Below are 24,545 nucleotides of genomic sequence, written 5' to 3' on the forward strand. Positions count from 1 at the left end.
CCCCAAACACGAATCCCGAAAAAAATGGCTTGGAAAGCGTCCGGGCCGTACGCTGTTCGCCAGAGGCGCTAGCCAGTGGCGCGATGGCGCACTCGGCCCCTCAGGTCAGGCAACAGCCGCTTTAACGAATCCCCAATCCCGACTCCCCAATCCCACCGCCGTCAGGCGTACTGCATCTTGCGCGTCATCCCGCCATCGACCACGAAGTCCTGGCCGGTGACGAACCCGGCATCGTTCGACAGCAGGTACACCGCCAGCGCGCCGATATCCTGCGGCGTGCCGACCCGGCCGGCCGGATGCTGCGCATGGTCCTGCCGCGACAGCGCCGGCTTGCGCCGCGCACTGGGCTTGCGCCAGGCATCGGTGGCGATCCAGCCCGGGCTGATGCAGTTGACCCGCACCGCCGGCCCGGCGCTGATCGCCAGCGCATGGGTGAAGGCCAGCAGGCCGCCTTTCGCCGCCGCATAGGCTTCGCTGTCGGGTTCGGACTGGTGGGCGCGGGTCGAGGCGATATTGACGATCGCGCCGCCGCTAGCGCTGGCGCGCAGTGCCGGCAGCGCGTGCTTGCTGCACAGGAAGGCGCCGCCCAGGCTCGCGCCCAGGCGCCGGTTCCATTCGCGCAGCGCCAGGCGCTCCAGCGGGCCGCTGTGCGGATCGGCGACGCCGGCATTGTTGACCAGGCCGTCGATGCGGCCGAACCGCGCAAGCGCGGCATCGACGAAACGGCCCACGCTGGCCTCGGCGGCCACGTCCAGGCGCCGGAACAGCACCCGGTCGCCGGCATCGAGTTCGGCGACGCAGGCGCGCCCGGCCTCGGCGTCCAGATCGCCGAACGCGACCCGGCCGCCGGCGCCGAGCACCGCCTGCACCACGCCGCGGCCGATCCCTTGCGCGCCGCCGGTGACCAGCACCACGCGGTCGCGCAGCGGCAGGGCGGGAGTGGTGGAGACTGGTGGGATCAGGGACATGGCGCACACCGGGCAGGGCGGGAGTGCAAGCGTAGCCAGGCGGTCGTGCAGTCGGCGTTGCCGTCGCGCGTCCGCGCGTGGGTGTCGAAAGACAGCGGGGCGCACGTACCCTCATCCGCCCCTTCGGGGCACCTTCCCCCGAAAAGGGGGCCATGGTCCCGGAGTGAGAAGGGAGCGCTCGCTTGCTTGAGCCCCTCTCCCGCCGGGAGAGGGGGTGGGGTGAGGGTACGGCCGCACGCGAACCAGCCATGCCGCCACCGCAAATCAGCGTTCCGGCGCCGGCCGCTGCAATCGGCCCGTCCGTCCCCATTTCCACTGCATCGCTTTGCAGGAACCCGCTCTCCATGATGCCGATCTCCATCCTCGATCTCGCCCCGGTCTGCGAAGGCAGCGACACCACCCAGGCCTTCGCCAACATGCTGGACCTGGCGCAGCATGCCGAGCGCTGGGGCTATCACCGCTACTGGCTGGCCGAGCACCACAACATGCCCGGCATCGCCAGCGCCGCCACCGCGGTGCTGATCGGGCATGTGGCCGGCGGCACGCGCCGGATCCGGGTCGGCGCCGGCGGCATCATGCTGCCCAACCACGCGCCGCTGCAGGTGGCCGAGCAGTTCGGCACGCTGGCCTCGCTGTATCCGGGGCGCATCGACCTGGGCCTGGGCCGCGCGCCCGGCACCGACCAGCCCACCGCGCGCGCCTTGCGCCGCTATTTCGACAGCGCCGACCAGTTCCCGCAGGACGTCGCCGAGCTGCTGCGCTATTTCGAGCCGGCCGAACCCGGCCAGCTGGTGCGCGCGGTGCCGGGTGCCGGCATCGAGGTGCCGGTGTGGCTGCTCGGCTCCAGCCTGTTCAGCGCGCGCCTGGCGGCGGCGCTGGGACTGCCGTTCGCGTTCGCCTCGCACTTCGCCCCGGATGCGATGGACGAGGCGCTGGCGGTCTACCGGCGCGAGTTCCGTCCTTCGGCGCGGCTGCGCGATCCGTACGCGGTGCTGGCGCTGAACGTGGTCGGCGCCGAGTCCACGGACGCGGCGCGGCGGCTGTTCACCACCCAGCAGCAGAGTTTCGTCAATCTGCGTCGCGGCCGCCCGGGGCTGATTCCGCCGCCGATCGACGACATCGAGGCGTTCTGGCAGCCGCACGAGAAGGCCGGCGTGGAGCGCGCGCTGGCCTGCACCGTGCTCGGCGATGCGGCCGAGGTCGCGCGCGGCATGGCCGAGTTCGTCGCCCGCCATCGCCCCGACGAACTGCTGCTGACCGCCAACATCCACGACCACGCGGCGCGGCTGCGCTCGTTCGCGATCGCCGCCGAGGCCTGGACCCAGGCGGCGGCCGCGTAGGCGGCGGCAGGCGCGGTCGCACTGCGCGGCCGCGTTCGCCAGGCCGGCGGCCCGGGCCGTCTTGGCGCGCAGCGTAGACAAGTCACGGCGACAGCGGCGGTTTTCACTGCGCCTTGTCGGTGCCTTGGAGCAGATTCGGATGGCACGCCATGGGTTGGCGCGCACGTGGCGGCAGGACCCGGCATCGCACCGGTCGGCGCCACGCATCCACGGATCGAAACAGGGGGCGTCACATGGAATCCGAATACCTGCCGCCGGCCGCGCGCGGCTGCGGCCTGGAGGCCGTCTTGCATCAGCTCGCGCTGCAGCTGCAACGTCTGCAGCGCGCGCCGGAGGACGCCCGGGCGGCGCAGCCGTTGCGCAGGCAGGTGTTCGCCGAGGCGCCGGTTTCGGAGTAGCGCTGCGTCGCGAGAGATGCGTGCCCGTGGCGCGCGCGGCGCGGTTTCGCGCCAACCTCTGGCTACAGTTTGTGCATCCACTCGCGGCCCAGGTCCACCACCTGGTCCGAGGCCAGGCCCAGGCCGACCGCCACCGCGATGCCGCCCAGCCAAGACACCAGCATCAGGCCGCCGTCGCGTTCCAGCAGGGCCAGCGAGAACAGCAGCAGCATCGCGCCGAACGCATAGTTGGTGAAGGGAATCGGCAGCGACAGCAGGATCCCCAGCACCACCAGCAACAGGCCGCTGAAGGCGCGCGCCGGCAGCGTCTCGACCAGCGCCGGCAGGCGCGGCTTGAGCAGCTTGTCCAGCCGCCGCAGCCACGGCGCGATGCGCCCGACGAAGCGCTGCATGGTGCGCCGGCGCGGGCCGCGTTCGCCGATGAAGCGCGGCAGCCAGGGTTTGCGCAGGCCGATGAGCATCTGCGCGCCGATCAGCGTCACCAGCGGTCCGCTGATGCCGCCGGCCAGGCCCGGCACCGGCAGGAACGCCGGCAGGATCGCCACGAACAGGAACATGCCGAACGCGCTCTGCTGCAGGTCGGCCAGGATCAACCGCAGCCGCAGCTGTTCGTCCGGATCGCCGAGCAGGAAGGTGTCGAGCAGGGTGCGGATGCCTTCGGCGCTGTAGCCGTGAGCGTCGTCCGTGCCGGGTGTCTCACCCGGTGATGTCATCGCTGTTCTCGTCCTGCAGCTTGCTCAACAGCAGCTTGTCCACGCGCGCGCCGTCCAGATCGACGATCTCGATGCGCCAGCCGGCCCAATCGAAGAACTCGCCGGCGTGCGGGATGCGGCCGAAGTAGTAGATGCACAGGCCGGCCAGGGTGTTGTAGTCGCCTTCCTCGGCGTTGGGCAGTTCGGCGCCGCCGAGCAGCTCGCGCAGGTCCTCGATCGCCAGCGAGCCGTCGATCAGCAGCGAGCCGTCGGCGCGGGTCACCACCAGCGCGTCCTCGTCGGCGTTGTCCACCGACTGCAGGCGCCCGACCACCGCGCCCATCAGGTCGCTGATCGTGACCAGGCCCTGGATCTCGCCGTATTCGTCCACCACCAGCGCCATCGACTGCTGTTCCTCGCGGAAGATCTCCAGCAGCTTCATCGCGTGGGTGGACTCGGAGACGAACAGGGTCTCGCGCAGGCTCTGGAACAGTTGGGTGGCGTTGCCGTCCATGCGCGTGACCAGCGATTTCACTTCCAGCACGCCGGCGATGTCCTGGTCGCTGCCGCGGTACACCGGATAGCGCGAGAACTCGTGCTCGCGCATCACCTGGAAATTGCGTTCGGCCTCGGCATTGGCGTCGAGCCAGGCGATGCGGTTGCGCGGCGTCATCAGGCTGTCGGCGGTGCGGTCGCCCAGGCGCATGACCCGGTTCATCATGTCGCGCTCGTGGCTGTCGATCACGCCGGCCTCGTGGCTCTCGGCCACCAGCATGCGGATCTCCTCTTCGGTCACCGACGCCGACTGCTCGTTGCCCAGGCCGAGCACGCGCAGCACCAGCCGGGTCGAGCGCGACAGCACCCACACCGCCGGCGCGGCGATCAGCGCCAGCCAGCCCATCGGCACCGCGACGAAGCCGGCGATGACTTCCGAGCGGGTCAGCGCCAGGCGCTTGGGCACCAGTTCGCCGAAGATCAGCGTCAGGAAAGTGATCAGCACGATCGCCAGGGTCTTGCCGATCACCGCCGAATACGGCTGCGGCTGCCCGATCAGGCTGAAGGTGGCCGACAGCGCCGGGAACAGCGACTGCAGCTTGGCCGCGATCGCCTCGCCGATGGCCTCGCCGCCGAACACGCCGGTCAGGATGCCGATCGCGGTGATGCCGATCTGCACGGTGGACAGGAAGTTTTCCGGATTCTCGGCCAACGCCAGCGCCTTGGCCGCGCGCGTGCTGGATTGCGCCATCTGCTTCAGGCGGCTCTTGCGCGAGGTCATCAGCGACATCTCGGACATCGCGAAGAAGCCGTTCAGCAGCACCAGGGCTGCCACGACCAATAGTTCAAGCATGCGCGCGCTCCCTGGCGGCGAGGGAAGCGGGGACATGGGCGCCAAGGCGGCGCGGGGGAGGGGGGCTAGGGTGGTCGTCCATAGGGTGCGCCTAGCGACGGCGCGGCTGCATGGTAGCAAACCCGGGTGGCGGGCGCGTCCACGCGGCGCCGGTGCGCTGCCGCCGGTCGCCCGATTCCCCCGTTTTGTCAGCAAACGGTCATAATTCCGCCCCGGTGCCGTCCCTCCCGCGACGGCGGGATTGCGTTTCATGTTCTCGTTGCAGACCATCTTCGGTTCCGGCAAGCAGTTCTACACCCTGCTCGACGAAGCGGCCCAGGCCGCCTACGACAGCACCAAGGCGCTGCATTCGATGATGCGCGAGTCGGATCGGCAGCCGGCGCTGGACGCCTTCAAGCTGGCGCGGCTGCGCGAGCGCGCCGCCGCCGACAAGATCGGCCAGGCGCTGGTCGACAGCTTCATGACCCCGATCGAGCGCGAGGACATCGAGGCGCTGGGCTCGGCGCTGTACAAGATCCCCAAGCAGGTGGAGAAGTTCGCCGACCGCTATTCGCTGGCGGTGCAGCACCTGGAGCACATCGATTTCGCGCCGCGTGCGGCGATGCTGGAACAGGCCGCGGCGGTGGTGGTGGAGATGGTCCACGACCTGCGCAACATGCACCTGGACCGGATGAGCGCGCTCAACGACAAGCTGCGCTCGCTGGAGAACGAGGCCGACCGGCTGATGCTGGAGCTGTACCGCGACATCTATTCCGGGCGCCTGGACAACCTGCAGATGTTCCTGCTCAAGGAATTCTTCGAGATCCTGGAGAAGGCCATCGACCGCTGCCGCGAGGCCGGCGTGGTGGTCTACCAGATCGTGCTGAAGAATTCGTAATGGGCACGCTCCGGATCCGCTGCATGCGCGGCTGCGCCGCCATGCCCGCCGCCGCGGCCGCCATGCCTGAGGCGAGGAGCGCACGATGCTGACGCTGGTCCTGATCGTGATCCTGGCCGCGCTGGTGTTCGAGTTCATCAACGGCTTCCACGACACCGCCAACTCCATCGCCACGGTGGTCGCGACCAAGGTGCTCAGCCCCGGCTGGGCGGTGATCCTGGCCGCCGGCATGAACCTGATCGGCGCGCTGACCGGCACCGCGGTGGCGATGACCATCGCCTCGGGCCTGCTCAACACCGATGTGGTGACGGTGACCCCGCAGGTGATCCTGTGCGCGTTGCTCGGCGGCATCGTCTGGAACCTGATCACCTGGTGGAAGGGCCTGCCGTCCTCGTCCTCGCACGCCCTGATCGGCGGCCTGTGCGGCGCCGGCCTGGCCGCGGCGCACAACAACTGGGGCGCGCTGATCTGGTCGCAGAACGTCGGCGACTGGGCCAAGAACAAGGGCCTGCTGTGGAAGGTGTTCGTGCCGATGATCACCTCACCGATCGCCGGCTTCCTGCTCGGCATCGTGGTGATGCTGCTGCTGTGGGCGATCATCGCCGGCATGGCCGGGCTCGGCGGCCGCATCGGGCGGCTGGCGCGGCCGCGCTGGGTCAACGCCTTCTTCGGCAAGGCGCAGATCGCCTCGGCCGCGTACATGGGCTATGCGCACGGCCACAACGACGCGCAGAAGACCATGGGCATCATCGCCATGACCCTGGTCGGCGCGCAGAGCACCGGCGCGCTGGACGACCTGCCGGCGTGGCTGGCGTTCCTGCACCCGGCCGCCAGCCAGGGCCAGGGCATCGCCACCTGGATCGTGCTGACCTGCGCGGTGGTGATGGCCGCCGGCACAGCCTCCGGCGGCTGGAAGATCATCAAGACCCTGGGCCACAAGATGGTCAAGCTGCACCCGATCCACGGCTTCGCCGCGGAAACCAGCTCGGCGACGATCCTGACCCTGGCCGCGCACTTCGGCATGCCGGTGTCCACCACCCACAGCATCTCCACCGCGATCATGGGCGTGGGCTTCGCCAAGAACCCGCGCTCGCTGCGCTTCGGCGTGATCGAGCGCATCGTCTGGGCCTGGATCCTGACCATCCCGGCCGCCGCCGGCGTGGCGTATCTGATCTTCCGGATGTTTGCGCTGTTCGGTTGGACGTGAGGTAAAGCCGGGACACGGGAATGGGGAAACGGGAATCGTAAAAGCCGAAGGCAACTGTCCTTCGGATGCGCGGGGAGCCGCTTTTGCGATTCCCCATTCCCGATTCCCCACTCCCCGCTAGTTGGCCCGATACATCGCCAGCACATCCCCGCGCAACGCGTGCTGGCTGTCGGGGCGGTTGTAGAACATGTGCCCGCCCGGATAGTTCCTGACCTGTACCCGGGTCGGGTCGTTGCCCATCACCGGCATCTGGTCCACGGTCAGCACCGAACCCATGAACGGGCACGACAGGTCGTTCCAGCCGTGCACGATCAGCACCCGCAGCTTGGGATCGATCGCCACCGCCTGGCGCAGTTCGGTCACCGAACCCTTGCGCAGTTCGTCGTTCCAGTCCCACAGCTTGTTCACGTCGTAGTTCAGCGCCTGGTAGCGCGCATCCACCTTCCAGCCCACCACGCGGGTCACGAAATCGACCATCGCGGTGGTGGTCGGGGCGATGATGCTGTCCAGCAGCGGGTCGTTGGCGCGCTGCTCGGGCGCGTTCGGGAACGGGTCGAACGCGGTGACGTTGGAGTCGTAGCGGCTGCCGAGCTGGCCCTTGTCGCGGAACACCTCGCGCAGGTAGGCCTGGGTTTCCAGGCGGCCGCCGGCGCGGCGCACATAGACCGGGTCCAGTCCGGTCATCGCCGCCACCTGCTGGATCATGCGTTCGCTGCCGGCCGCGTCGGAACGCCCGCGCAGCAGCGCGGTGACGTAGTCGCCGCGGGTGTAGTCGATCACCTGGCGCATCGCCTCCGGGGTCAGCCGCTGCTCGCGCTCCAGGTGTGCGGCGGCGATCGAGGGCAGGGTCAGCATCCACGCCAGCGGCGACACGTCGCCGTTGTCGTCCAGGGTCGGGTTGAGGTACGGCGAGACCAGCACCACGCCGTTCATCGCCACGCCCAGCTGGGTCTGCAGGTAATGGGTGATGCGCGGCCCGCGGAAGCCGCCGTAGCTCTCGCCGACCAGATACTTGCGCGACTGCAGGCGCTGGTTCTTCAGCAGCCAGTCGTAGATCGTGCGCGACAGGTATTCGATGTCGGCCTGCGGGTTGTAGAACAGCTTCTTGGCCTGCTCGTCGGCGACCCGCGAACGGCTGAAGCCGGTGCCGACCGGATCGATGAACACCAGGTCGGTGAAATCCAGCCAGGTGCCGGGGTTGTCGTGCAGCGTCGCCGGCGCCGAGGCGCTGTCGCCCTCGCTGCCGAAGGTGACCACCTTCGGCCCGATCGCGCCCAGGTTGAGGTAGACCGACGCGGCGCCGGGGCCGCCGTTCAAGGCGAAGGTGACCGGGCGGTCCTTGCCGTCCACGGTGTAGGCGGTGAACACCACATCGGCGACGGTCTTGCCCTGTGCGTCCTTCACCGGCAGCGTGCCGACCGTGGCGGTGTAGCTGAGCGACTTGCCGTCCACGTGCGTGACCTGGCGCACCTTCGCGTCGGCCGGCAACGCGGCCGGCTTGGCTTGTTCGGCGCTGTCGGCCTTGTCGGGTTTGTCCGCCTTGTTGGCGCCGTCGGCATCGGCAGCCAGTGCGGCGGAGATCGGCAGGACGGCCAGCAACAACGCCGCCAGCAGCGGCTTGGACAGGTTCGGCACGGGGAGGGCGCTCGGCAGAAGGGAAGCCGGCATGCTAGGCCGCGGCGCGGCGCGCGCGGATGTGCACAAAGGCATGGTCGGCGCGCAGCGCGCATTGCCGGAGGGCCGGAGCACGCGCCTGAATCGTCATCGGTGACGCCCACCCTGGCGTTGGCGCACGACCTGGGCCGTGGCCCCTGGCCTGGAGCGCTCGCCATGCGTGTGCTGCCGGTGTACTACTGCTTGCTAGCGCCGCGACGACCGGCCGCGACGCCAGCGGCGCCAGGACACTGCGGCCAAGGCTGTGCCGCAATGGTCATCGATCGCCGCTGCCGACAGGCGCTTTACCAGGCCAGTGTCGGGTCCGGATCCGGACAGCGCGGCAGCGGGCGGCAGATGAAGGCCAGGATGTAGACGCTGTCGTCGTGAGTTGCGGCGTCGCGTACCGTTGCGGCCGCTGGTTCCGGGGCAGGAGCGACCTCGGCCACGCTCAGATCGCGCGCATAGGCGTCCAGGCGCAGGCGCCGCAACATCGCCTGCGCTGCCACCGGCGCGTTCGCCGCTGGCGATGACGGCGCCGCCGGTCGGCCGATCACGATGCGCGGACGCAGCATAGGTGTCGATGTCGGTGCGGCGATATTGCGCACCGGCATGCGCAACGCTGCGTTGGCGATCGGCGCAGTGGCGACTGCAGTGCTGCTGCGGTCCGGCACGGCGAGCACAGGCCGTCGGCGCATGCCGATCGGCCCCGCCGGGACGGGCGGCGGCGGCCGCAGTTCTCGCCGCGCGATCAGCCTTGGGGTCAATCGCAGTTGTCGCAGCAAGCCCGGGTCGAAGCCCAGCGCCGGGCCGACGACGCTCGGTAGCGCTGCCGTCGGCTTGCGCTGCACCTGGATGTCGCGGGCGAACACCACCGCCACCGGATACGCAGTGCAGGGACCGTGCGCGGGCGACTGCCCGTCGCTGAGCTGCAGCGAGGCATCGGCGAAGCGCCAGAATCGCGCCGCGAAGGCATCGGCGCTGAACCAGGGCCGGATCAGCGCGGCCGAGCTGAATTCGAAGCTCAGCGAGGCGATGCCGGCATCGCCGCCGGTTCCCAGCCGTTCGCGCAACTCGGCCGGCGCCTCGGCCAGCGCGGCGTCGATCTCCGCGCCGCTGAGTTCGAAACGCCGCCAGGAACCCTCGTCCAGCGCATTGCTGGGCGCGTAGCTGGTCGGATAGACCTGCAGTTGGTCGCTGGCGCGGGTCAGCGTGTCCATGTCGGGATTGCAGCGTCCCTTCCATTCGCTCAGCGTCTGCCACGGCGATTTCGCGCCGAGCCCACTGACCTGCGCTTGCGCCTGCTCGACCGCGTCGCGGTAGCCCAGCGCGGCCCAGTCGGCCAGTGCGTCGTCGAGCCCGCGCTGCAGCGCCGGCTGCTGCAGGTCGTGCCAGGCCTGCACCTGCTCGGCGCTGCCGGCGCTGGCGGTGGCCTGCTGCGCCAGATAGTCCTGTTGCAGCAGCAGGTAGCGGTCGCGATAGCTGCGGTAGGCGAGCGCGGCATCGGTCGGCAGGCGCCGGCCTTCCTCGTCCTGCCGGTACAGCACCGCGGACGCGGCCTGGTAGTCGGCCTCCTCTTGTGCGGTGCGGGTGGACTGGGCGAATTGAGCCTCGCGCAGCACCTGCGCGTAGACCTCCCACAACAGGGTCTGGCCATCGCCGCTCCAGGCGGGACCGTCGGGAATGCGGTTGGCCAGCAGCGAAAATTCGATCAAATGCTCCATCGTGCCGTCGCCGAGCAGATCCAGGGCGGCGGGTGCGAACGCCAGCGGCGTGACCGGGAAGCTGAGTTCGGTGTCGTCGCTGCCGAACACGTGTTCGGCTTTGGCCATCAAGGCCAATTGGGCGGCTGCGTCCATTGCAGGCGATTCCTTAAAAAATGGGGAAACATCGGGCGCGCGGGACGGCAGGCGGCGCGCGGCCGCCTGCCGTGGTGCTGCGGCGCCGCTCAGATCCAGTCGGTGATGCTGGGCAGCGGGTCCGGCGACTTCGGGAACACATGGCACTTGAAGCCGATGATCTGGGTGCCGTCGACCGTCATCGTCTGGCTTTCGCGATCGTAGTGCGCCTGGCTGGAGCGCTCGCCGCTGGCCGAACTGCGCCCGTGCGAACCGCCCAGATGGAACGGGCCGAACGAGAACACGCCGCCGCCGCTGGCCGAGGAGCGCTGCCAGGACTCGGCCATGTCGCTGAAGCCGGAGGCCTTGGCGAAGCACAGGCTCAGGTTGCGGACCAGGATCAGCGAGGTCGGATAGGCCGGCAGCAGGCCCTTGGCCGGGGTTGCGCCGTCGGAGGCGAACTGGCCCTTGGCCTCGGGGTTGTTCTGGTCCATGCGCCAGCTCTTGCTCATCAGGAACGCGGTCTTGAACCAGGGCCGCACGATCGGCATCTGCGCGATGCTGAACTTCATGCTGAAGTGCTCCGAATCGAACTGCACATGCGACTGGCTTTCGCCGCTGGCGTTGCTGACCTTGCCGCCGCCGCCGAAGATGCCCAGGAAGCCGCCGCCGGCGCTGGTGGTGGAGCGGCGCATCGCGTAGCTAGAGTTGCTGGAGCTGTTGTAGTCGGAAGAGCTGAAGCCGAAGTCGGTCCAGCCGGCGTTGTCCATGAAGTTGCCGGGTACCACCGAGCTGTAGAAGAAGTCGCTGCCGGAGTTCAGTCCGGTCAGTCGCGCCTTTTCCAGGTCGTCGCGGTACTGCTGCTTGAGCAGCGCCATGTCGCGCTGCATGACCTGATCGATGAACGCGGCGATCTGCTCGTAGTCGTTCTTGTAGCCGTTGGAGACCCAGTCGGACATCGCCGCCTTGACCTTGTTGCGCAGGATGTTGGCGTTGATCGCCCAGTTCTGCACCGCGCGCTGGTCGGCGGCGGCCAGCGCGTCGATACGCTGATTGTTGTACTCCAGCGCCGCACTCATGTAATCGACCATCTTCTCGTTGTAGGCCTTGACCAGAGGGCTTGGCTCGGTGACCTGGGTCTCGCTGTCGTCGATCAGATTCTTCTTGGTGACGGTGGTCTGCAGCAGGCCGCGGAACTTCTCGATCTTCTTCTTGATGTCGTCCGGCAGCTCGTTGTGCATGACCTGGCTCATGCGCAGGATGTACTCGTAGCGCTCGGACAGCGTGCCTTCGTTGTTCATCACGCTGAGCGCGGAGAACTGGTTGTTGACCGTGGCCGCCAGGTCCGGCACGAAGTCCACCAGGCGCGCGAAGTCCTCGGCCTGTTTCTGCAGTTGCACCGCGTCGCTGCCCTTCATCGCCTCCAGTTGCGCCGGGGTGAATTCCGGAGTGGTGACGGTGCCGTCGGGTTGGGTGGTGCGCTGTTCGTCCAGCGCGGCCTTGCGCACCACGCCGGTGAGGCCTTGCTTCATGAAGCGCACGTCTTCGGGCTGCAGCGGGATGCCGGGCGTGGCCCAGCTGAAGAAATTGTCTTCCGACTTGGGGACGGTGTCGTCGCCGTTGGTGAGGACGTTGTAGACCTTGCCCATGACCGAGTTGAGCATGACGTCCGGAGTGACGAGTGGCATGAAAGTGCTCCTTGCGTTTAGGTGGGGCGGCGTTCCCGCCGCCCTGGTGGTTACGGAAGATCGGCGATGACCGCGCCGTAGTAGTTGTCGATGAAGTCCTGCTGCGGGACCGCCAGGTCGAAGCTGTTCTCGCCCCACGACCAGATCGACAGCAACACGTCGTCCTTCTGGAACTTGTGCGTGCCGTCGTCGTTCTGCGGGCCGTCCATCACCGCCACGCTGATGTTGTTGAGCCCGACCACGTAGTGGTTGGGAAACAGGTCCAGCAGGAACTCGCTGTCGATCGGACTGCCGCTGCTGCGCGCGGCGTGCAACAGGTTGCTGTGGATCAGCAGGGCCACGTCGCGGCCTTCGTGGAACTCGATGCCGGTGGCGTGCGGAATGCCGGCGGGCGAGGCCCAGTTGCCTTCGTCGCTGACCTGCGCGTAGATGCCGGTGGCGCGCAGCCAACTGGCCAGTTCTTCCGGCCTGGTCAGCCCGGCCAGGGTCTGCGCCGGATCGCCGACCCAACTGCTTTGCCAGAACGGCTGGTCGGTGTTGCGGATCGCGCTGAGCAGCATCCAGTCGGCGCCGAAGGTGCCGGTGCTCAGGCTGCTGTAGTCCTGCGCCAGCAGCGTGTCCTTGGGGACGATGGAGAGATCGCCCAGCTCGGCGCTGCCGTTGTCGTACAGCGTGGTGGCGAAGCTGGCGAACCCCAGCGGGTCGCGGCTGGCCCACATCAGCAGCAGCGCCGCCGGCCCGCACAGGTTCAAGGCGCCTTGGCGGATCAGACGCGGGTTGTTGACGAGGTCGAGCAGGCGGTCGGCCACTTCGATGCGGTCCAGTCCATTCCATGAACCGGTTCCGTCGCCGTCGCGGAACGTGGCGATGGCGTCGCGCGCCTCGTCGATGTCGGAGACGGTGCGAGTGTCGTTGGCGCGGGTGTCGGTGAGCAGGGCGTCGAGCTGATCGAGATCGTCGAACGCCGGGGTATCGGAGCTGTCGCTCATATGGCTTCCTTTTCGTGGTTGATTCCTGAGGCAGCCGGCGCAATGCGGGCTACTCCATCAACAACGCCGCTTGCGGAAAAAACCGGACAGCGCACGCGGCACTTTCGCGCGCGCGATCGCGCATGCAGGCGGCGGCCGATGTGGCCGCTATGTCAGGGCGATGACGTAATGCGCGCGGGCGAACTTGTCGGGAGGAACTCCTGTCCCAACCCGGTGCGGCACCGCGATGAGGCGGCTTCGTCCGTCGCGGCTGATGGCCCGATGACACTCGGAGCCGCTGCTACGGATGCTTGCGCGCAGCGGTCTGGTGAATTTATAGGAGAGACTTCAATCCCGACGCTTTCGCGGCATGACGAAGTGGCCCGCTTCGTTCGTCGCGACTGAAGTCGCTGCTACAGGATGCTGCGCGCTTCCATGGGATGGTCTAGCCGCTGTCAGACCAATCCGAATCCGCAACCTCGGCAGTTCAGACCTCCAACCAAGCCAGCCCGCCTTTGGTCTCCAGCCGCTGTTTGCGATCGCCAGCGCGCTTCTTGGCCAGTAGCATGTCCATCAGCGTGCGGGTCTGGTCAGCGCGGCGCGCGCGGATGTGCGCAACGGCATGGTCGGCACGCATGGCGCGACGGGCCCTATCATGTCCCGCCCTGCCTGCCCGGAGACGTCGTTTTGAAGTTCAGAAGCCTGTTGCCATTGGCGTTGCTGCTGGCGCTGGCCGCGTGCCTGAGCGTACCGCGCGTGCGTCATGCGGCCGATCCCGACGCGCTGTGGCGCATCATCAACACACACTGCCTGGCCGCCGACGCGCCGCGCGCGGTCGACTGCGCCGCGGTGTGGTCGCAGCCGGAGCGGCGCTCGGTGGTGCTCAAGGACAATCACGGCGACTTCCAGTTCCTGCTGCTGCCGATCGACCGCATCACCGGCATCGAGGACCCCCGCCTGTTGCAGGCCGGTTCGCCCAACTACTTCGCCGCGGCGTGGGACGCGCGCATCTTCGTGGAACGGGCGCTCGGCCGTCCGCTGCCGCGGCAGTATCTGTCGCTGGCGCTCAATTCCCCGCATGGCCGGTCGCAGGAGCAACTGCACATCCATGTCGATTGCCTGCATCCGCAGGTCCGACGCGAGCTGGATGCGATGCAGGCGCAGGTCGGTACGGCGTGGCGGCCGCTGCCGCAGCCGCTGCTGGGCCACCGCTACCTGGCCCGGCGCCTGCCAGGGGAGGCGCTGTCGGCCAATCCGCTGCGGCTGCTCGCCGAGGGATTGCCGGCCGGCGACGCGCTGCGCGACTACTCGCTGGTCGTCGTCGGGGACGCCAGTCCGGCGCCCGGGTTCGTGTTGCTGGCAACGCGAGTCGATGCCGCCAGCGGCAATCGCGCCAGCGGCGAGGAACTGCAGGACCATGCCTGCGGCCTGGTGACCGGCGCGGAGCAGGTGCTGCCGGGCGTGCGCTGAGCGCCTCCCCCGGGGAGGGGCGGCGCGAGGACCGGTCTACCGCGATGCCGGCGAGCGCCTGGAATCGAACGCCGCTCCTCTCAGTGGCCGGCCGCGCGTGACGGCGCCGCTGGATCTGCAACCATGGCCGGCACGCAGCGCGGTGCCAGATGGCCGGGGCCGTCTGGCTCCGCTCCAACCGAATCGCATTCCTGTCACCAGTGGCAGCACGGGCAACGCATGGAGTCTATTGGGCTAACCCAATCCCCAATCCCGACTCCCCAATCCCGGCCCCTCAGACCTCCAGCGACGCCAGGTCGCCCTTGGTCTCCAGCCACTGCTTGCGATCGCCGGCACGCTTCTTGGCCAGCAGCATGTCCATCAGCGCACGGGTTTCGTCGCCTTCGTCGACGGTCAGCTGCACCAGCCGCCGCGTGTCCGGGTGGATGGTGGATTCGCGCAGCTGCTGCGGGTTCATTTCGCCCAGGCCCTTGAAGCGGGTCACGCTGAGCTGGCCCTTGAGCTTCTCGCGCGCGATCTTCTCCAGCAGCGAGCGCTTCTCTTCTTCGTCCAGCGCGTAGAACACCTGCTTGCCCACGTCCACGCGGAACAGCGGCGGCATCGCCACGAACACGTGACCAGCCTTCACCAGCGCCGGGAAGTGGCGCAGGAACAGCGCGGTGAGCAGGGTGGCGATGTGCAGGCCGTCGGAGTCGGCGTCGGCCAGGATCACCACCTTGCCGTAGCGCAGCCCGGTGATGTCGTCCTTGCCCGGGTCGCAGCCGATCGCGATCGCCAGGTTGTGCACTTCCTCGGAGGCCAGCACGCTGCCGGAGGCCACTTCCCAGGTGTTGAGGATCTTGCCGCGCAGCGGCAGGATCGCCTGGAAGTCCTTGTCGCGCGCCTGCTTGGCGCTGCCGCCGGCCGAGTCGCCTTCCACCAGGAACAGCTCGGTGCGCGACAGGTCCTGGCTGATGCAGTCGGCCAGCTTGCCGGGCAGGGCCGGGCCGGAGGTGACCTTCTTGCGGGTGATCTGCTTCTCGGTCTTCAGCCGCGCGCTGGCGCGATCGATCGCGATCTGCGCGATGCGCGTGCCGGTTTCCACGTTCTGGTTCAGCCACAGGCTGAAGGCGTCGTGCGCGGCGCCTTCGATGAAGCCGGCGGCCTGGCGCGAGGACAGGCGTTCCTTGGTCTGGCCGCTGAACTGCGGGTCGGTCATCTTCAGCGACAGCACGAAGGTGACCCGGTCCCACACGTCTTCCGGCGCCAGCTTGACCCCGCGCGGCAGCAGGTTGCGGAAGTCGCAGAACTCGCGCAACGCGTCGGTGAAGCCGCTGCGCAGGCCATTGACGTGGGTGCCGTGCTGCGCGGTCGGGATCAGGTTGACGTAGCTTTCCTGCACCAGCTCGCCGTCGGCGACCCAGGCCACCGCCCAGTCGACGATCTCGCGATCCTTCTTCAGATTGCCGACGAACAGGTCGGCCGGCAGCAGTTCGCGCTCGGCCAGTTCGCCCTTGAGGTAGTCGCGCAGGCCGTCCTCGAAGTACCAGGTGTCCTGTTCGCCGGTGGCCTCGTCGTGCAGCTTCACGGTCAGGCCGGGGCACAACACCGCCTTGGCGCGCAGCAGGTGGCGCAGCGCGCGCACCGCGAACTTGGGCGTGTCGAAGTATTTCGGATCGGCCCAGAAGCGCAGCCGGGTGCCGGTGTTCTTCTTGCCGACGCTGCCGACGATCTCCAGCTTCGAGGCGGGGAAGCCGTCGCCGAATTCCATCCGGTATTCGTTGCCGTCGCGCTTGATGAACAGCTCCACCTTCTTGGACAGCGCGTTGACCACGCTGACGCCGACGCCGTGCAGGCCGCCGCTGAAGGTGTAGTTGCGGTCGTTGAACTTGCCGCCGGCGTGCAGCCGGGTCAGGATCAGTTCGACGCCGGAAATCTTCTCTTCCGGATGGATGTCCACCGGCATGCCGCGGCCGTCGTCGGCGACCTCGCAGCTGCCGTCCTTGAACAGGGTCACCTCGATGTGCCGGGCATGGCCGGCCAGCGCCTCGTCCACGGCGTTGTCGATGACTTCCTGCGCCAGATGGTTGGGGCGGGCGGTGTCGGTGTACATGCCCGGCCGGCGCTTGACCGGGTCCAGGCCAGAGAGAACTTCGATGTCGGCGGCGTTGTAGCGGGTATTCATGCGTCTCAACAGGTGGCGCGAAGCAGATCCGGAAGTGTGCGGTGTGCGGCGGCTTTTTGCACGTCGCCGGTGTTCAGGGCCAGTGCCGTGGCCGTGCGCTAGCCTTGCACTGGAAAATCGGTAACGGCATCCCCATTGTCGTTGCAGCCTCACACAGGAGTACGCCATGAACGTTCGCAAGCTGTTGACCCTGGCCGCGCTGGTCGCCGCCGCGGTGGCCATCCCGGTCGCGATGGCCCAGGCGCAGAGCGCCGATCCGGCCACCTCCGGCGCCGCCGCCTACGAGGCGCAGGTCGCGAAGGAGAAGGCCGAGGCCGATGCCAAGGCCAAGCGCCGTGCCGCTGCGGCGGCCGAGCACAAGGCCGGCAAGGATGCGGCTGCGCCGAAGAAAGAGGAAGAAGAGGAAGCGCGCAAGCCCTGAGCGCGCGCCCTGTTGCGACCTGCGACGCCCCGGCTGGTGCCGGGGCGTCTTCTTTTTGTGCGGTCGATCGGTCCGAAAGCGCTTGGGCAAATCGGCTTCACCCGTTAAACTATGGCTTTCCGGGAGGCCTTCGAGCCATGACCCCCCTGATCTTCGTTACCGGCGGCGTAGTGTCCTCGCTTGGCAAGGGCATCGCGGCCGCTTCGCTTGCGTCCATTCTCGAAGCACGTGGCCTGTCGGTCACGATGATGAAGCTGGACCCCTACATCAACGTCGACCCGGGCACGATGAGCCCGTTCCAGCACGGCGAGGTGTACGTCACCGACGACGGCGCCGAGACCGACCTGGACCTGGGCCACTACGAGCGCTTCGTGCGCACCCGCCTGTCGCGCAAGAATTCGGTCACCACCGGCCGCATCTACGAGAACGTGATCCGCAAGGAGCGCCGCGGCGACTATCTGGGCGCCACCGTGCAGGTGATCCCGCACATCACCGACGAAATCCGCCGTTGCGTGGACGAAGCCACCGCCGGGTTCGACGTGGCGCTGGTGGAAATCGGCGGCACCGTCGGCGATATCGAGTCGCTGCCGTTCCTGGAAGCGATCCGCCAGGTGCGCACCGAGCGCGGCGCCGAGCGCGCGCTGTTCATGCATCTCACCCTGGTGCCGTACATCGCCGCCGCCGGCGAGCTGAAGACCAAGCCGACCCAGCATTCGGTCAAGGAGCTGCGCTCGATCGGCATCCAGCCGGACGTGCTGCTGTGCCGCTCCGAGCAGGCGATTCCGGATTCGGAGCGGCGCAAGATCGCGCTGTTCACCAACGTCTCCGAGCGCGCGGTGATCAGCGCCGCCGACATCGACGTGCTCTACGGCATGCCGCTGGAACTGCACCGGCAGGGCCTGGACGAGATCGTCATCGACCAGTTCAAGCTGCGCGACAAGGTCGGCCCGGCCGACCTGTCGGAATGGGAAGCGGTGGTGGACGCCACCAAGCACCCGCTCGACGAGGTCACCATCGCCGTGGTCGGCAAGTACGTGGACCACCAGGACGCCTACAAGTCGGTCGGCGAGGCGCTCAAGCACGGCGGCCTGCGCCAGCGCACCAAGGTCACCTTGAAGTGGCTGGAGGCGCAGGAACTGGAAGGCAGCGACCTGTCGGCGCTGGCCGACGTGGACGGCATCCTGGTGCCCGGCGGCTTCGGCGACCGCGGCTTCGAAGGCAAGGTGCTGACCTCGCGCTATGCGCGCGAGCACCGCGTGCCGTACTTCGGCATCTGCTACGGCATGCAGGCGGCGGTGGTGGACTACGCGCGCCATGTCGCCGGCCTGGACGGCGCCAACAGCACCGAGAACGACCGCCAGTCGCCGTATCCGGTGATCGGCCTGATCACCGAGTGGCGCACCGCCAGCGGCGACGTGGAGAAGCGCGACGAGAAGTCCGATCTGGGCGGCACCATGCGCCTGGGCCTGCAGGAACAGCGGCTCAAGCCCGGCACGCTGTCGCGCGAGATGTACGGCAAGGACGTGGTGTCCGAGCGCCATCGCCACCGCTACGAGTTCAACAACCGCTACCGCACCCAGCTGGAGGACGCCGGCCTGGTGATTTCCGCCAAGTCGATGGACGACACCCTGGTGGAGATGGTCGAGCTGCCGCGCGAGGTGCATCCCTGGTTCCTGGCCTGCCAGGCGCACCCGGAGTTCCTGTCCACGCCGCGCGACGGCCATCCGCTGTTCATCGGCTTCGTGCGCGCCGCGCGCGAGAAGAAGGCCGGCGGCAAGCTGTTGAAGGAAGCGCGCGCCTAGTTCCTTCTCCCATCGGGAGAAGGTGGCGCGAAGCGCCGGATGAGGGGACGGGCGCAGCCTCGCGCGCCTGAATTCCTCGAAGCTTCGCCCGTACCCTCACCCCAACCCCTCTCCCAATGGGAGAGGGGCTCCAATCGATAGGTGATCCGATGAAACTGTGTGGCTTCGAAGTCGGCCTGGACCAGCCGCTGTTCCTGATCGCAGGCCCGTGCGTGATCGAGTCGATGCAGCTGCAGCTGGACGTGGCCGGCAAGCTCAAGGAGATCACCGGCAGGCTGGGGATCAACTTCATCTTCAAGTCGAGCTTCGACAAGGCCAACCGTACTTCCGGCACCAGCTTCCGCGGCCCCGGCCTGGAAGAGGGGCTCAAGGTGCTGGAGGCGGTGAAGAAGCAGATCGGCGTGCCGGTGCTGACCGACGTGCACGAGTACACGCCGATGCACGAGGTGGCGGCGGTGGTGGACGTGCTGCAGACGCCGGCGTTCCTGGTGCGGCAGACCGACTTCATCAGGAACGTCTGCGCCGCCGGCAAGCCGGTCAACATCAAGAAGGGCCAGTTCCTGTCGCCGTGGGACATGAAGCCGGTGGTGGACAAGGCCAAGTCCACCGGCAACGAGCAGATCATGGTCTGCGAGCGCGGCGCCAGCTTCGGCTACAACAACCTGGTCAGCGACATGCGCTCGCTGAGCGTGATGCGCGAGACCGGCTGCCCGGTGGTGTTCGATGCCACCCATTCGGTGCAGTTGCCGGGCGGGCAGGGCAGCACCTCCGGCGGCCAGCGCGAGTTCGTGCCGGTGCTGGCGCGCGCAGCGGTGGCGGTGGGCGTGTCCGGCGTGTTCGCCGAGACCCACCCCGATCCGTCCAAGGCGCTGTCCGATGGCCCCAATGCCTGGCCGCTGGACAAGATGGAGGCGCTGCTGGAGACGCTGATGGCGCTGGACGCGATCACCAAGCGCAGCGGCTTCCTGGAGCACGGGCTGGGCTGATGCGGCGACGGTGCGGGTGCGCCGGCCCCTGGACGCACCCGTCTCTCGCACAGCGCTCGCGCTGTTCGGGCCCGTGCGCGGCGCCGGCGCGGCGCGCGGTTCATTTGGCAAGCAGCGGCGCTGCGGCCATAATCCGACGGTTTCCGGTGTCCCCCTCCTTTCCTGGTAACCGACTGGACTTATGACCACTATCGCCAAGATCCACGCCCGCGAGATTCTCGATTCCCGCGGCAACCCCACGCTCGAAGCGGAAGTCACGCTGGCCGACGGCTCGCTGGGCCGCGCCGCGGTGCCGTCGGGCGCTTCCACCGGCACCAAGGAAGCGGTCGAGCTGCGCGATGGCGACAAGACCCGCTACCTGGGCAAGGGCGTGCGCAAGGCGGTGGAGAACGTCAACACCACGATCGCCAGTGCGCTGCAGGGCTTCGACGGTGCCGACCAGCAGGGCCTGGACCGGCGCCTGATCGACCTGGACGGCACCGAGAACAAGGGCCGCCTCGGCGCCAACGCGCTGCTCGGCGTGTCGCTGGCCAACGCGCATGCGGTCGCCGCCTCGCGCAAGCAGGCGCTGTGGCAGTACCTGGCCGGCGCCAACACCGCCAACGTGGTGCTGCCGGTGCCGATGATGAACATCATCAACGGCGGCGCGCATGCCGACAACAACGTCGACTTCCAGGAATTCATGGTGCTGCCGGTCGGCGCCGCCTCGTTCTCCGAGGCGCTGCGCGCCGGCACCGAGATCTTCCACGCGCTCAAGGCGGTGCTGAAAGGCCATGGCCTGTCCACCGCGGTCGGCGACGAGGGCGGCTTCGCGCCGGACTTCCGCAGCAACGTGGAAGCGCTGGACACCATCCTCGAAGCGATCGGCAAGGCCGGCTACACCGCCGGCGAAGACGTGCTGCTGGGCCTGGACGTGGCTTCCAGCGAGTTCTACGACAACGGCAAGTACCACCTGGTGGGCGAGGGCAAGCGCCTGACCAGCGAGCAGTTCGTCGATTTCCTCGCCGACTGGGCCGCGCAGTACCCGATCATCAGCATCGAGGACGGCCTGGCCGAGGACGACTGGGCCGGCTGGAAGCTGTTGACCGATCGCCTCGGCAGCAAGGTGCAACTGGTCGGCGACGACCTGTTCGTGACCAACCCGAAGATCTTCAGGCAGGGCATCGAGTCCGGCACCGCCAACGCGATCCTGATTAAGGTCAACCAGATCGGCACCCTGACCGAGACCCTGGAAGCGATCGCCATGGCCGACACCGCCGGCTACGCGGCGATCGTCTCGCACCGTTCCGGCGAGACCGAGGACACCACCATCGCCGACATCGCCGTGGCCACCACCGCCACCCAGATCAAGACCGGCTCGCTGTGCCGCAGCGATCGCGTGGCCAAGTACAACCAGCTGCTGCGGATCGAGGAAGCGCTGGGCAGCGGCGCGCGCTACGCGGGGCGCGACGCATTCGTCTCGCTCAAGCGGTAGGCCGTGCGCAACTGGCGCTGGCTGCTGCTGGTGCTGGCGGGACTGCTGGCGTGGCTGCAGTACCGTTTCTGGCTCGGTCCGGGCAATTCCGGCGAGGTACTGGTGCTCGAGAGCCAGGTCGAGCACCAGAAGCGGGATAACGAAGGCCTGCAGCAACGCAATGCCGCGCTCGCCGCCGAGGTCAAGGACCTCAAGGACGGCGAGGCGGCGATCGAGGAGCGCGCGCGCAGCGAGCTGGGCATGATCAAGCCGGGCGAGAAGTTCTATCGCGTCGTCGAGGACGCGCCGGTGCCGGTCGCGCCGGCCGCCGACGGCACCCCGGCGCAGGCGCCGGCCGCGCCGAGCGAGCAACCCTGATGGCCACGGTCTGGGCCGTGGTGCCGGCCGCCGGCCGTGGCACCCGTTTCGGCAGTCCCGTGCCCAAGCAGTATCTGCAGGCCGGCGGGCAGCCGTTGATCGCGCATGCGCTGCAGGCCCTGCTGGCGCATCCGGCGGTGGCCGGGGCGATGGTCGCGCTCGGCACCGACGATGCCGATTGGCCGGGCTGGAACGAACTGGACGGCAAGCCGGTGCTGACCTGCGTCGGCGGCGCCAGCCGGGCCGGCTCGGTGCTGGCCGCGTTGCAGGCCTTGCCGGACTCGGTCAAGGCGGACGATTTCGTGCTGGTGCACGATGCGGCGCGCCCGAACCTGGCACTGGCGGACCTGGACCGGCTGCTGGAAACCGGGCGCGGCGATCCGGTCGGCGCGATCCTGGCCGCACCGGTGCGCGACACGCTCAAGCGCGCCGGCGACGACGGCGGCATCGACGCCACCGAGCCGCGCGAGCGCCTGTGGCGCGCGCTGACCCCGCAGTTGTTCCGGCGCCTGCAGCTGACCAGGGCGCTGGAACAGGCCGCGGCCGCCGGCGTCGAGGTCACCGACGATGCGATGGCGATGGAGTTGCTGGGCCTGCGGCCGCTGCTGGTCGAGGGCGCCGAGGACAACTTCAAGGTCACCACCCCGGCCGACCTGGTGCGCTTCGAGTTCGAACTGTTCCTGCGCGCGCGGCAGCCGTGACGCAGCCGCGCCGCGCTGCGGCGTCGCGCCGCCGATGCCTTCCTTTTTTCCTTTTGCGATCCTGCGATGCCCATGCCTGACTTTCCTCCCTTCCGTATCGGCCAGGGCTACGACGTGCACGCCTTCGGCGACGGCGACCACGTGATGCTCGGCGGCGTGCGCGTGCCGCACACGCGCGGCGTGCTGGCGCACAGCGACGGCGACGTGGTGATCCACGCGCTGTGCGACGCGCTGCTCGGCGCGCTGGCGCTGGGCGACATCGGCCAGCATTTCCCGCCCTCGGATGCGCGCTGGAAGGGCGCCGACAGCGCGCAGTTCCTGAGCCATTGCGAGCAGCTGTTGCGCGAGCGCGGCTGGCAGCTCGGCAACGCCGACGTCACCGTGATCTGCGAGCGGCCCAAGGTCGGCCCGCATGCGCTGGCGATGCGCGAACGCCTGGCCGCGCTGCTGCAGGTCGGCGTCGAGCGGGTCAGCGTCAAGGCCACCACCAGCGAGCAGTTGGGGTTCACCGGCCGCGGCGAAGGCATCGCGGCGCAGGCGGCGGTGTTGCTGGTGGCGCTGTGAGCGACTTGCCGCGCGCGTTCGGCGCGGCGCCGTTGCAGGCGCGCATGCGCAGCGTGGCCGAGGATTTCCAGGTCGACGAAATGCCCGCGTTCGAGCCGAGCGGCGAGGGCGAACATCTGTTGCTGACCGTGCGCAAGCGCGGCATGAACACCGCATTCGCCGCACGCCGCCTGGCGCAATGGGCAGGTGTGACGGAGATGGCGATCGGCTATGCGGGCATGAAGGACCGCCACGCGGTCACCACCCAGCGCTTCTCGGTGCACCTGCCCAAGCGGGTGGCGCCGGCGCTGGAGGCGCTGCACAGCGAGGACCTGCAGGTCGTGCAGTCGCAGTGGCACAACCGCAAGCTGCCGCGCGGCGCGCTGGCCGGCAACGGGTTCGTGCTGGTGTTGCGCGAGGTGCGCGGCGAGCGCGCCGCGATCGAGGCGCGGCTGGCGCAGATCGCCGCGCGCGGCATTCCCAACTGGTTCGGCGAACAGCGCTTCGGTCGCGACGGCGGCAACGTCGGCAACGCACTGGCGATGTTCGGCGGGCGCCGGGTGCGGCGCGAGCAGCGCTCGCTGCTGTTGTCGGCGGCGCGCTCGGAACTGTTCAACCGGGTCCTGGCCGCGCGCGTGGCGGCGGGCAACTGGGACGGCGCGCTGGATGGCGAGGTGTGGCTGCTCGACGGCAGCCGCAGCGTGTTCGGCCCGGAACCCTGGTCCGACGTGCTGGCCGAGCGGCTGCAGCGTTTCGACATCCATCCTTCGGCGCCGTTGTGGGGCGCGGGCGAGTTGCGCAGCGCCGACGCGGCGCGCGCGCTGGAACTGGCCGCGCTCGAGGATGCGACGTCCGTGCGCTTGCGCGAAGGCCTGGAGCGCGAAGGCCTGAAACAGGAGCGGCGCGCCACCCGCTTGCGCGCGGCCGCGCTGCAGTGGCGCTGGCTGGACGCGCACGACGACGCGCTGGAACTGCGTTTCGCGCTGCCGCCGGGCAGCTATGCCACCGCGCTGCTGCACGAGCTGGGCGAGGTCGTCGATGCCGGACAGGGCGCGCAGGCCGAGCCGGCGGCGCAGGAGTGAGCGGCGCGGCGTCAGCGCCGCGCCAGCAACACCAGCATCGCCCCGGTACCGCCTTGCGTGGGCGGCGCCGAATGGAACGCCAGCACGTCGTTGCGCTGCCGCAGCAGGCGATCGACCAGATTCTTCAGCATCGGGATGCCGCCGGACTGCAGGCCCTTGCCGTGCACGATGCGCACGCAGCCGAACTCGTGCGCATGCGCCTCGGCGATGAACTGCCGCAGCAGCGCCTCGGCCTGCGCCGCGTTGGCGCCATGCAGGTCCAGTTCGTCCTGGGCGGAGAACTGGCCGCGGCGCAGCCGCTGGAACACCCGCGCCGGCACGTTCTCGCGGCGGTAGCTGGCCACGTCGCCGGCCTCCAGCGGCGCGCTGTCGCGCAGCAGGCGCTGGAATTCGCTCTGTGCCTCGGCGTCGTCGCGCTCGGCCATGCGCGCGCGCGGCTTCGGCCGCGGCTTGGCATTGGCCGGCGGCGTCGCGTTGAGCGGCGTGACCGCGCCGATCGCCGCGCGAAACAGGGCGGCGGGATCTTCGTCTTCGGGATGCGACATGGCGCACAGCGTAACCCGCCGGT

Annotated in this window: 23 protein-coding genes; 13 read left to right on the forward strand and 10 right to left on the reverse strand. The window is 68.8% G+C overall.

Annotation, left to right across the window (positions count from 1 at the left end; all coding sequences use genetic code 11):
• Positions 1 to 161 precede the first annotated feature (161 nt).
• Positions 162 to 968 carry an SDR family oxidoreductase gene (locus tag H9658_RS18445; protein ID WP_191826488.1) on the reverse strand — a complete coding sequence of 269 codons (807 nt, stop codon included), beginning with the start codon at positions 966 to 968 and terminating at the stop codon, positions 162 to 164.
• A gap of 344 nt (positions 969 to 1,312) precedes the next feature.
• Here H9658_RS18445 and H9658_RS18450 point away from each other — a divergent pair, with 344 nt between their 5' ends.
• Both H9658_RS18450 and H9658_RS18455 read left to right on the forward strand, forming a co-directional pair.
• Complete coding sequence (locus H9658_RS18450) at positions 1,313 to 2,308, forward strand: LLM class flavin-dependent oxidoreductase (protein WP_179564125.1); 996 nt, start codon at positions 1,313 to 1,315, stop codon at positions 2,306 to 2,308.
• Between the two features lie 233 nt (positions 2,309 to 2,541).
• On the forward strand, positions 2,542 to 2,706 hold the full coding sequence (locus H9658_RS18455) for a hypothetical protein (RefSeq protein ID WP_179564127.1): 165 nt from the start codon (positions 2,542 to 2,544) through the stop codon (positions 2,704 to 2,706).
• Between the two features lie 62 nt (positions 2,707 to 2,768).
• On the opposite strand, the gene H9658_RS18460 is transcribed toward H9658_RS18455, so the two are convergent.
• Both H9658_RS18460 and H9658_RS18465 read right to left on the reverse strand, forming a co-directional pair.
• Positions 2,769 to 3,419: an exopolysaccharide biosynthesis protein gene (locus H9658_RS18460; protein WP_191826489.1), complete on the reverse strand. Its 651-nt coding sequence runs from the start codon at positions 3,417 to 3,419 to the stop codon at positions 2,769 to 2,771.
• Positions 3,403 to 4,746, reverse strand: coding sequence for a hemolysin family protein (locus H9658_RS18465; protein WP_179564131.1), 1,344 nt, complete (start codon positions 4,744 to 4,746; stop codon positions 3,403 to 3,405). Before H9658_RS18465 ends, H9658_RS18460 begins: the two co-directional genes overlap by 17 nt.
• Before the next feature lie 250 nt (positions 4,747 to 4,996).
• On the opposite strand from H9658_RS18465, the gene H9658_RS18470 reads away from it, so the two are divergent.
• Positions 4,997 to 5,623, forward strand: coding sequence for a DUF47 domain-containing protein (locus H9658_RS18470; RefSeq protein ID WP_179564133.1), 627 nt, complete (start codon positions 4,997 to 4,999; stop codon positions 5,621 to 5,623).
• Positions 5,624 to 5,708: 85 nt separating this feature from the next.
• Positions 5,709 to 6,830, forward strand: coding sequence for an inorganic phosphate transporter (locus H9658_RS18475; protein WP_179564135.1), 1,122 nt, complete (start codon positions 5,709 to 5,711; stop codon positions 6,828 to 6,830).
• Between the two features lie 117 nt (positions 6,831 to 6,947).
• Here the strand turns inward: H9658_RS18475 and H9658_RS18480 are convergent, their stop codons facing one another.
• The 5 genes from H9658_RS18480 to H9658_RS18500 form a co-directional block, all read right to left on the reverse strand.
• Complete coding sequence (locus H9658_RS18480; protein WP_191826490.1) at positions 6,948 to 8,498, reverse strand: S10 family peptidase; 1,551 nt, start codon at positions 8,496 to 8,498, stop codon at positions 6,948 to 6,950.
• Positions 8,499 to 8,788: 290 nt separating this feature from the next.
• Positions 8,789 to 10,342: a hypothetical protein gene (locus H9658_RS18485; RefSeq protein ID WP_191826491.1), complete on the reverse strand. Its 1,554-nt coding sequence runs from the start codon at positions 10,340 to 10,342 to the stop codon at positions 8,789 to 8,791.
• Between the two features lie 89 nt (positions 10,343 to 10,431).
• Positions 10,432 to 12,009 carry a hypothetical protein gene (locus H9658_RS18490; protein WP_191826492.1) on the reverse strand — a complete coding sequence of 526 codons (1,578 nt, stop codon included), beginning with the start codon at positions 12,007 to 12,009 and terminating at the stop codon, positions 10,432 to 10,434.
• Positions 12,010 to 12,059: 50 nt separating this feature from the next.
• Positions 12,060 to 12,998, reverse strand: a complete 939-nt coding sequence (locus tag H9658_RS18495; RefSeq protein WP_191826493.1) for a hypothetical protein — start codon at positions 12,996 to 12,998, stop codon at positions 12,060 to 12,062.
• 466 nt (positions 12,999 to 13,464) lie between these two features.
• A complete protein-coding gene (locus H9658_RS18500; protein ID WP_191826513.1) occupies positions 13,465 to 13,614 on the reverse strand; it encodes a hypothetical protein in 150 nt (49 codons plus the stop codon).
• Between the two features lie 50 nt (positions 13,615 to 13,664).
• Between H9658_RS18500 and H9658_RS18505 the strand changes: the two genes are divergently transcribed.
• Positions 13,665 to 14,447 (forward strand): CDP-diacylglycerol diphosphatase, encoded by a 783-nt coding sequence (locus tag H9658_RS18505; RefSeq protein ID WP_225210099.1) that lies wholly within the window; start codon positions 13,665 to 13,667, stop codon positions 14,445 to 14,447.
• A gap of 274 nt (positions 14,448 to 14,721) precedes the next feature.
• Here H9658_RS18505 and parE read toward each other — a convergent pair whose 3' ends face one another.
• Entirely contained in the window at positions 14,722 to 16,611 is a 1,890-nt protein-coding gene (parE, locus tag H9658_RS18510) for a DNA topoisomerase IV subunit B (protein ID WP_191826494.1), read from the reverse strand.
• A 166-nt stretch (positions 16,612 to 16,777) separates the two neighbouring features.
• Between parE and H9658_RS18515 the strand changes: the two genes are divergently transcribed.
• From H9658_RS18515 to truD, 8 genes are all read left to right on the forward strand, one after another.
• Entirely contained in the window at positions 16,778 to 17,032 is a 255-nt protein-coding gene (locus H9658_RS18515) for a hypothetical protein (protein WP_179564140.1), read from the forward strand.
• Between the two features lie 137 nt (positions 17,033 to 17,169).
• Positions 17,170 to 18,834 (forward strand): CTP synthase, encoded by a 1,665-nt coding sequence (locus tag H9658_RS18520; RefSeq protein WP_003474007.1) that lies wholly within the window; start codon positions 17,170 to 17,172, stop codon positions 18,832 to 18,834.
• Positions 18,835 to 18,983: 149 nt separating this feature from the next.
• Positions 18,984 to 19,820: a 3-deoxy-8-phosphooctulonate synthase gene (gene kdsA / locus H9658_RS18525; RefSeq protein WP_191826495.1), complete on the forward strand. Its 837-nt coding sequence runs from the start codon at positions 18,984 to 18,986 to the stop codon at positions 19,818 to 19,820.
• Between the two features lie 181 nt (positions 19,821 to 20,001).
• Positions 20,002 to 21,294, forward strand: coding sequence for a phosphopyruvate hydratase (eno, locus tag H9658_RS18530; protein WP_191826496.1), 1,293 nt, complete (start codon positions 20,002 to 20,004; stop codon positions 21,292 to 21,294).
• A gap of 3 nt (positions 21,295 to 21,297) precedes the next feature.
• Positions 21,298 to 21,651, forward strand: coding sequence for a cell division protein FtsB (gene ftsB / locus H9658_RS18535; RefSeq protein WP_145700313.1), 354 nt, complete (start codon positions 21,298 to 21,300; stop codon positions 21,649 to 21,651).
• Entirely contained in the window at positions 21,651 to 22,352 is a 702-nt protein-coding gene (gene ispD, locus H9658_RS18540; protein ID WP_406848144.1) for a 2-C-methyl-D-erythritol 4-phosphate cytidylyltransferase, read from the forward strand. The genes ftsB and ispD overlap by 1 nt, the downstream gene beginning before the upstream one ends.
• Before the next feature lie 66 nt (positions 22,353 to 22,418).
• Positions 22,419 to 22,916 carry a 2-C-methyl-D-erythritol 2,4-cyclodiphosphate synthase gene (gene ispF / locus H9658_RS18545; RefSeq protein WP_369913988.1) on the forward strand — a complete coding sequence of 166 codons (498 nt, stop codon included), beginning with the start codon at positions 22,419 to 22,421 and terminating at the stop codon, positions 22,914 to 22,916.
• Positions 22,913 to 23,977 carry a tRNA pseudouridine(13) synthase TruD gene (gene truD / locus H9658_RS18550; RefSeq protein WP_191826497.1) on the forward strand — a complete coding sequence of 355 codons (1,065 nt, stop codon included), beginning with the start codon at positions 22,913 to 22,915 and terminating at the stop codon, positions 23,975 to 23,977. Before ispF ends, truD begins: the two co-directional genes overlap by 4 nt.
• A gap of 11 nt (positions 23,978 to 23,988) precedes the next feature.
• Here the strand turns inward: truD and H9658_RS18555 are convergent, their stop codons facing one another.
• Entirely contained in the window at positions 23,989 to 24,522 is a 534-nt protein-coding gene (locus H9658_RS18555; protein WP_179564145.1) for a Smr/MutS family protein, read from the reverse strand.
• Between the last annotated feature and the right edge of the window lie 23 nt (positions 24,523 to 24,545).

The organism is Xanthomonas bonasiae (assembly GCF_014836395.1).
Classification (GTDB): Bacteria; Pseudomonadota; Gammaproteobacteria; order Xanthomonadales; family Xanthomonadaceae; genus Xanthomonas_A; species Xanthomonas_A bonasiae.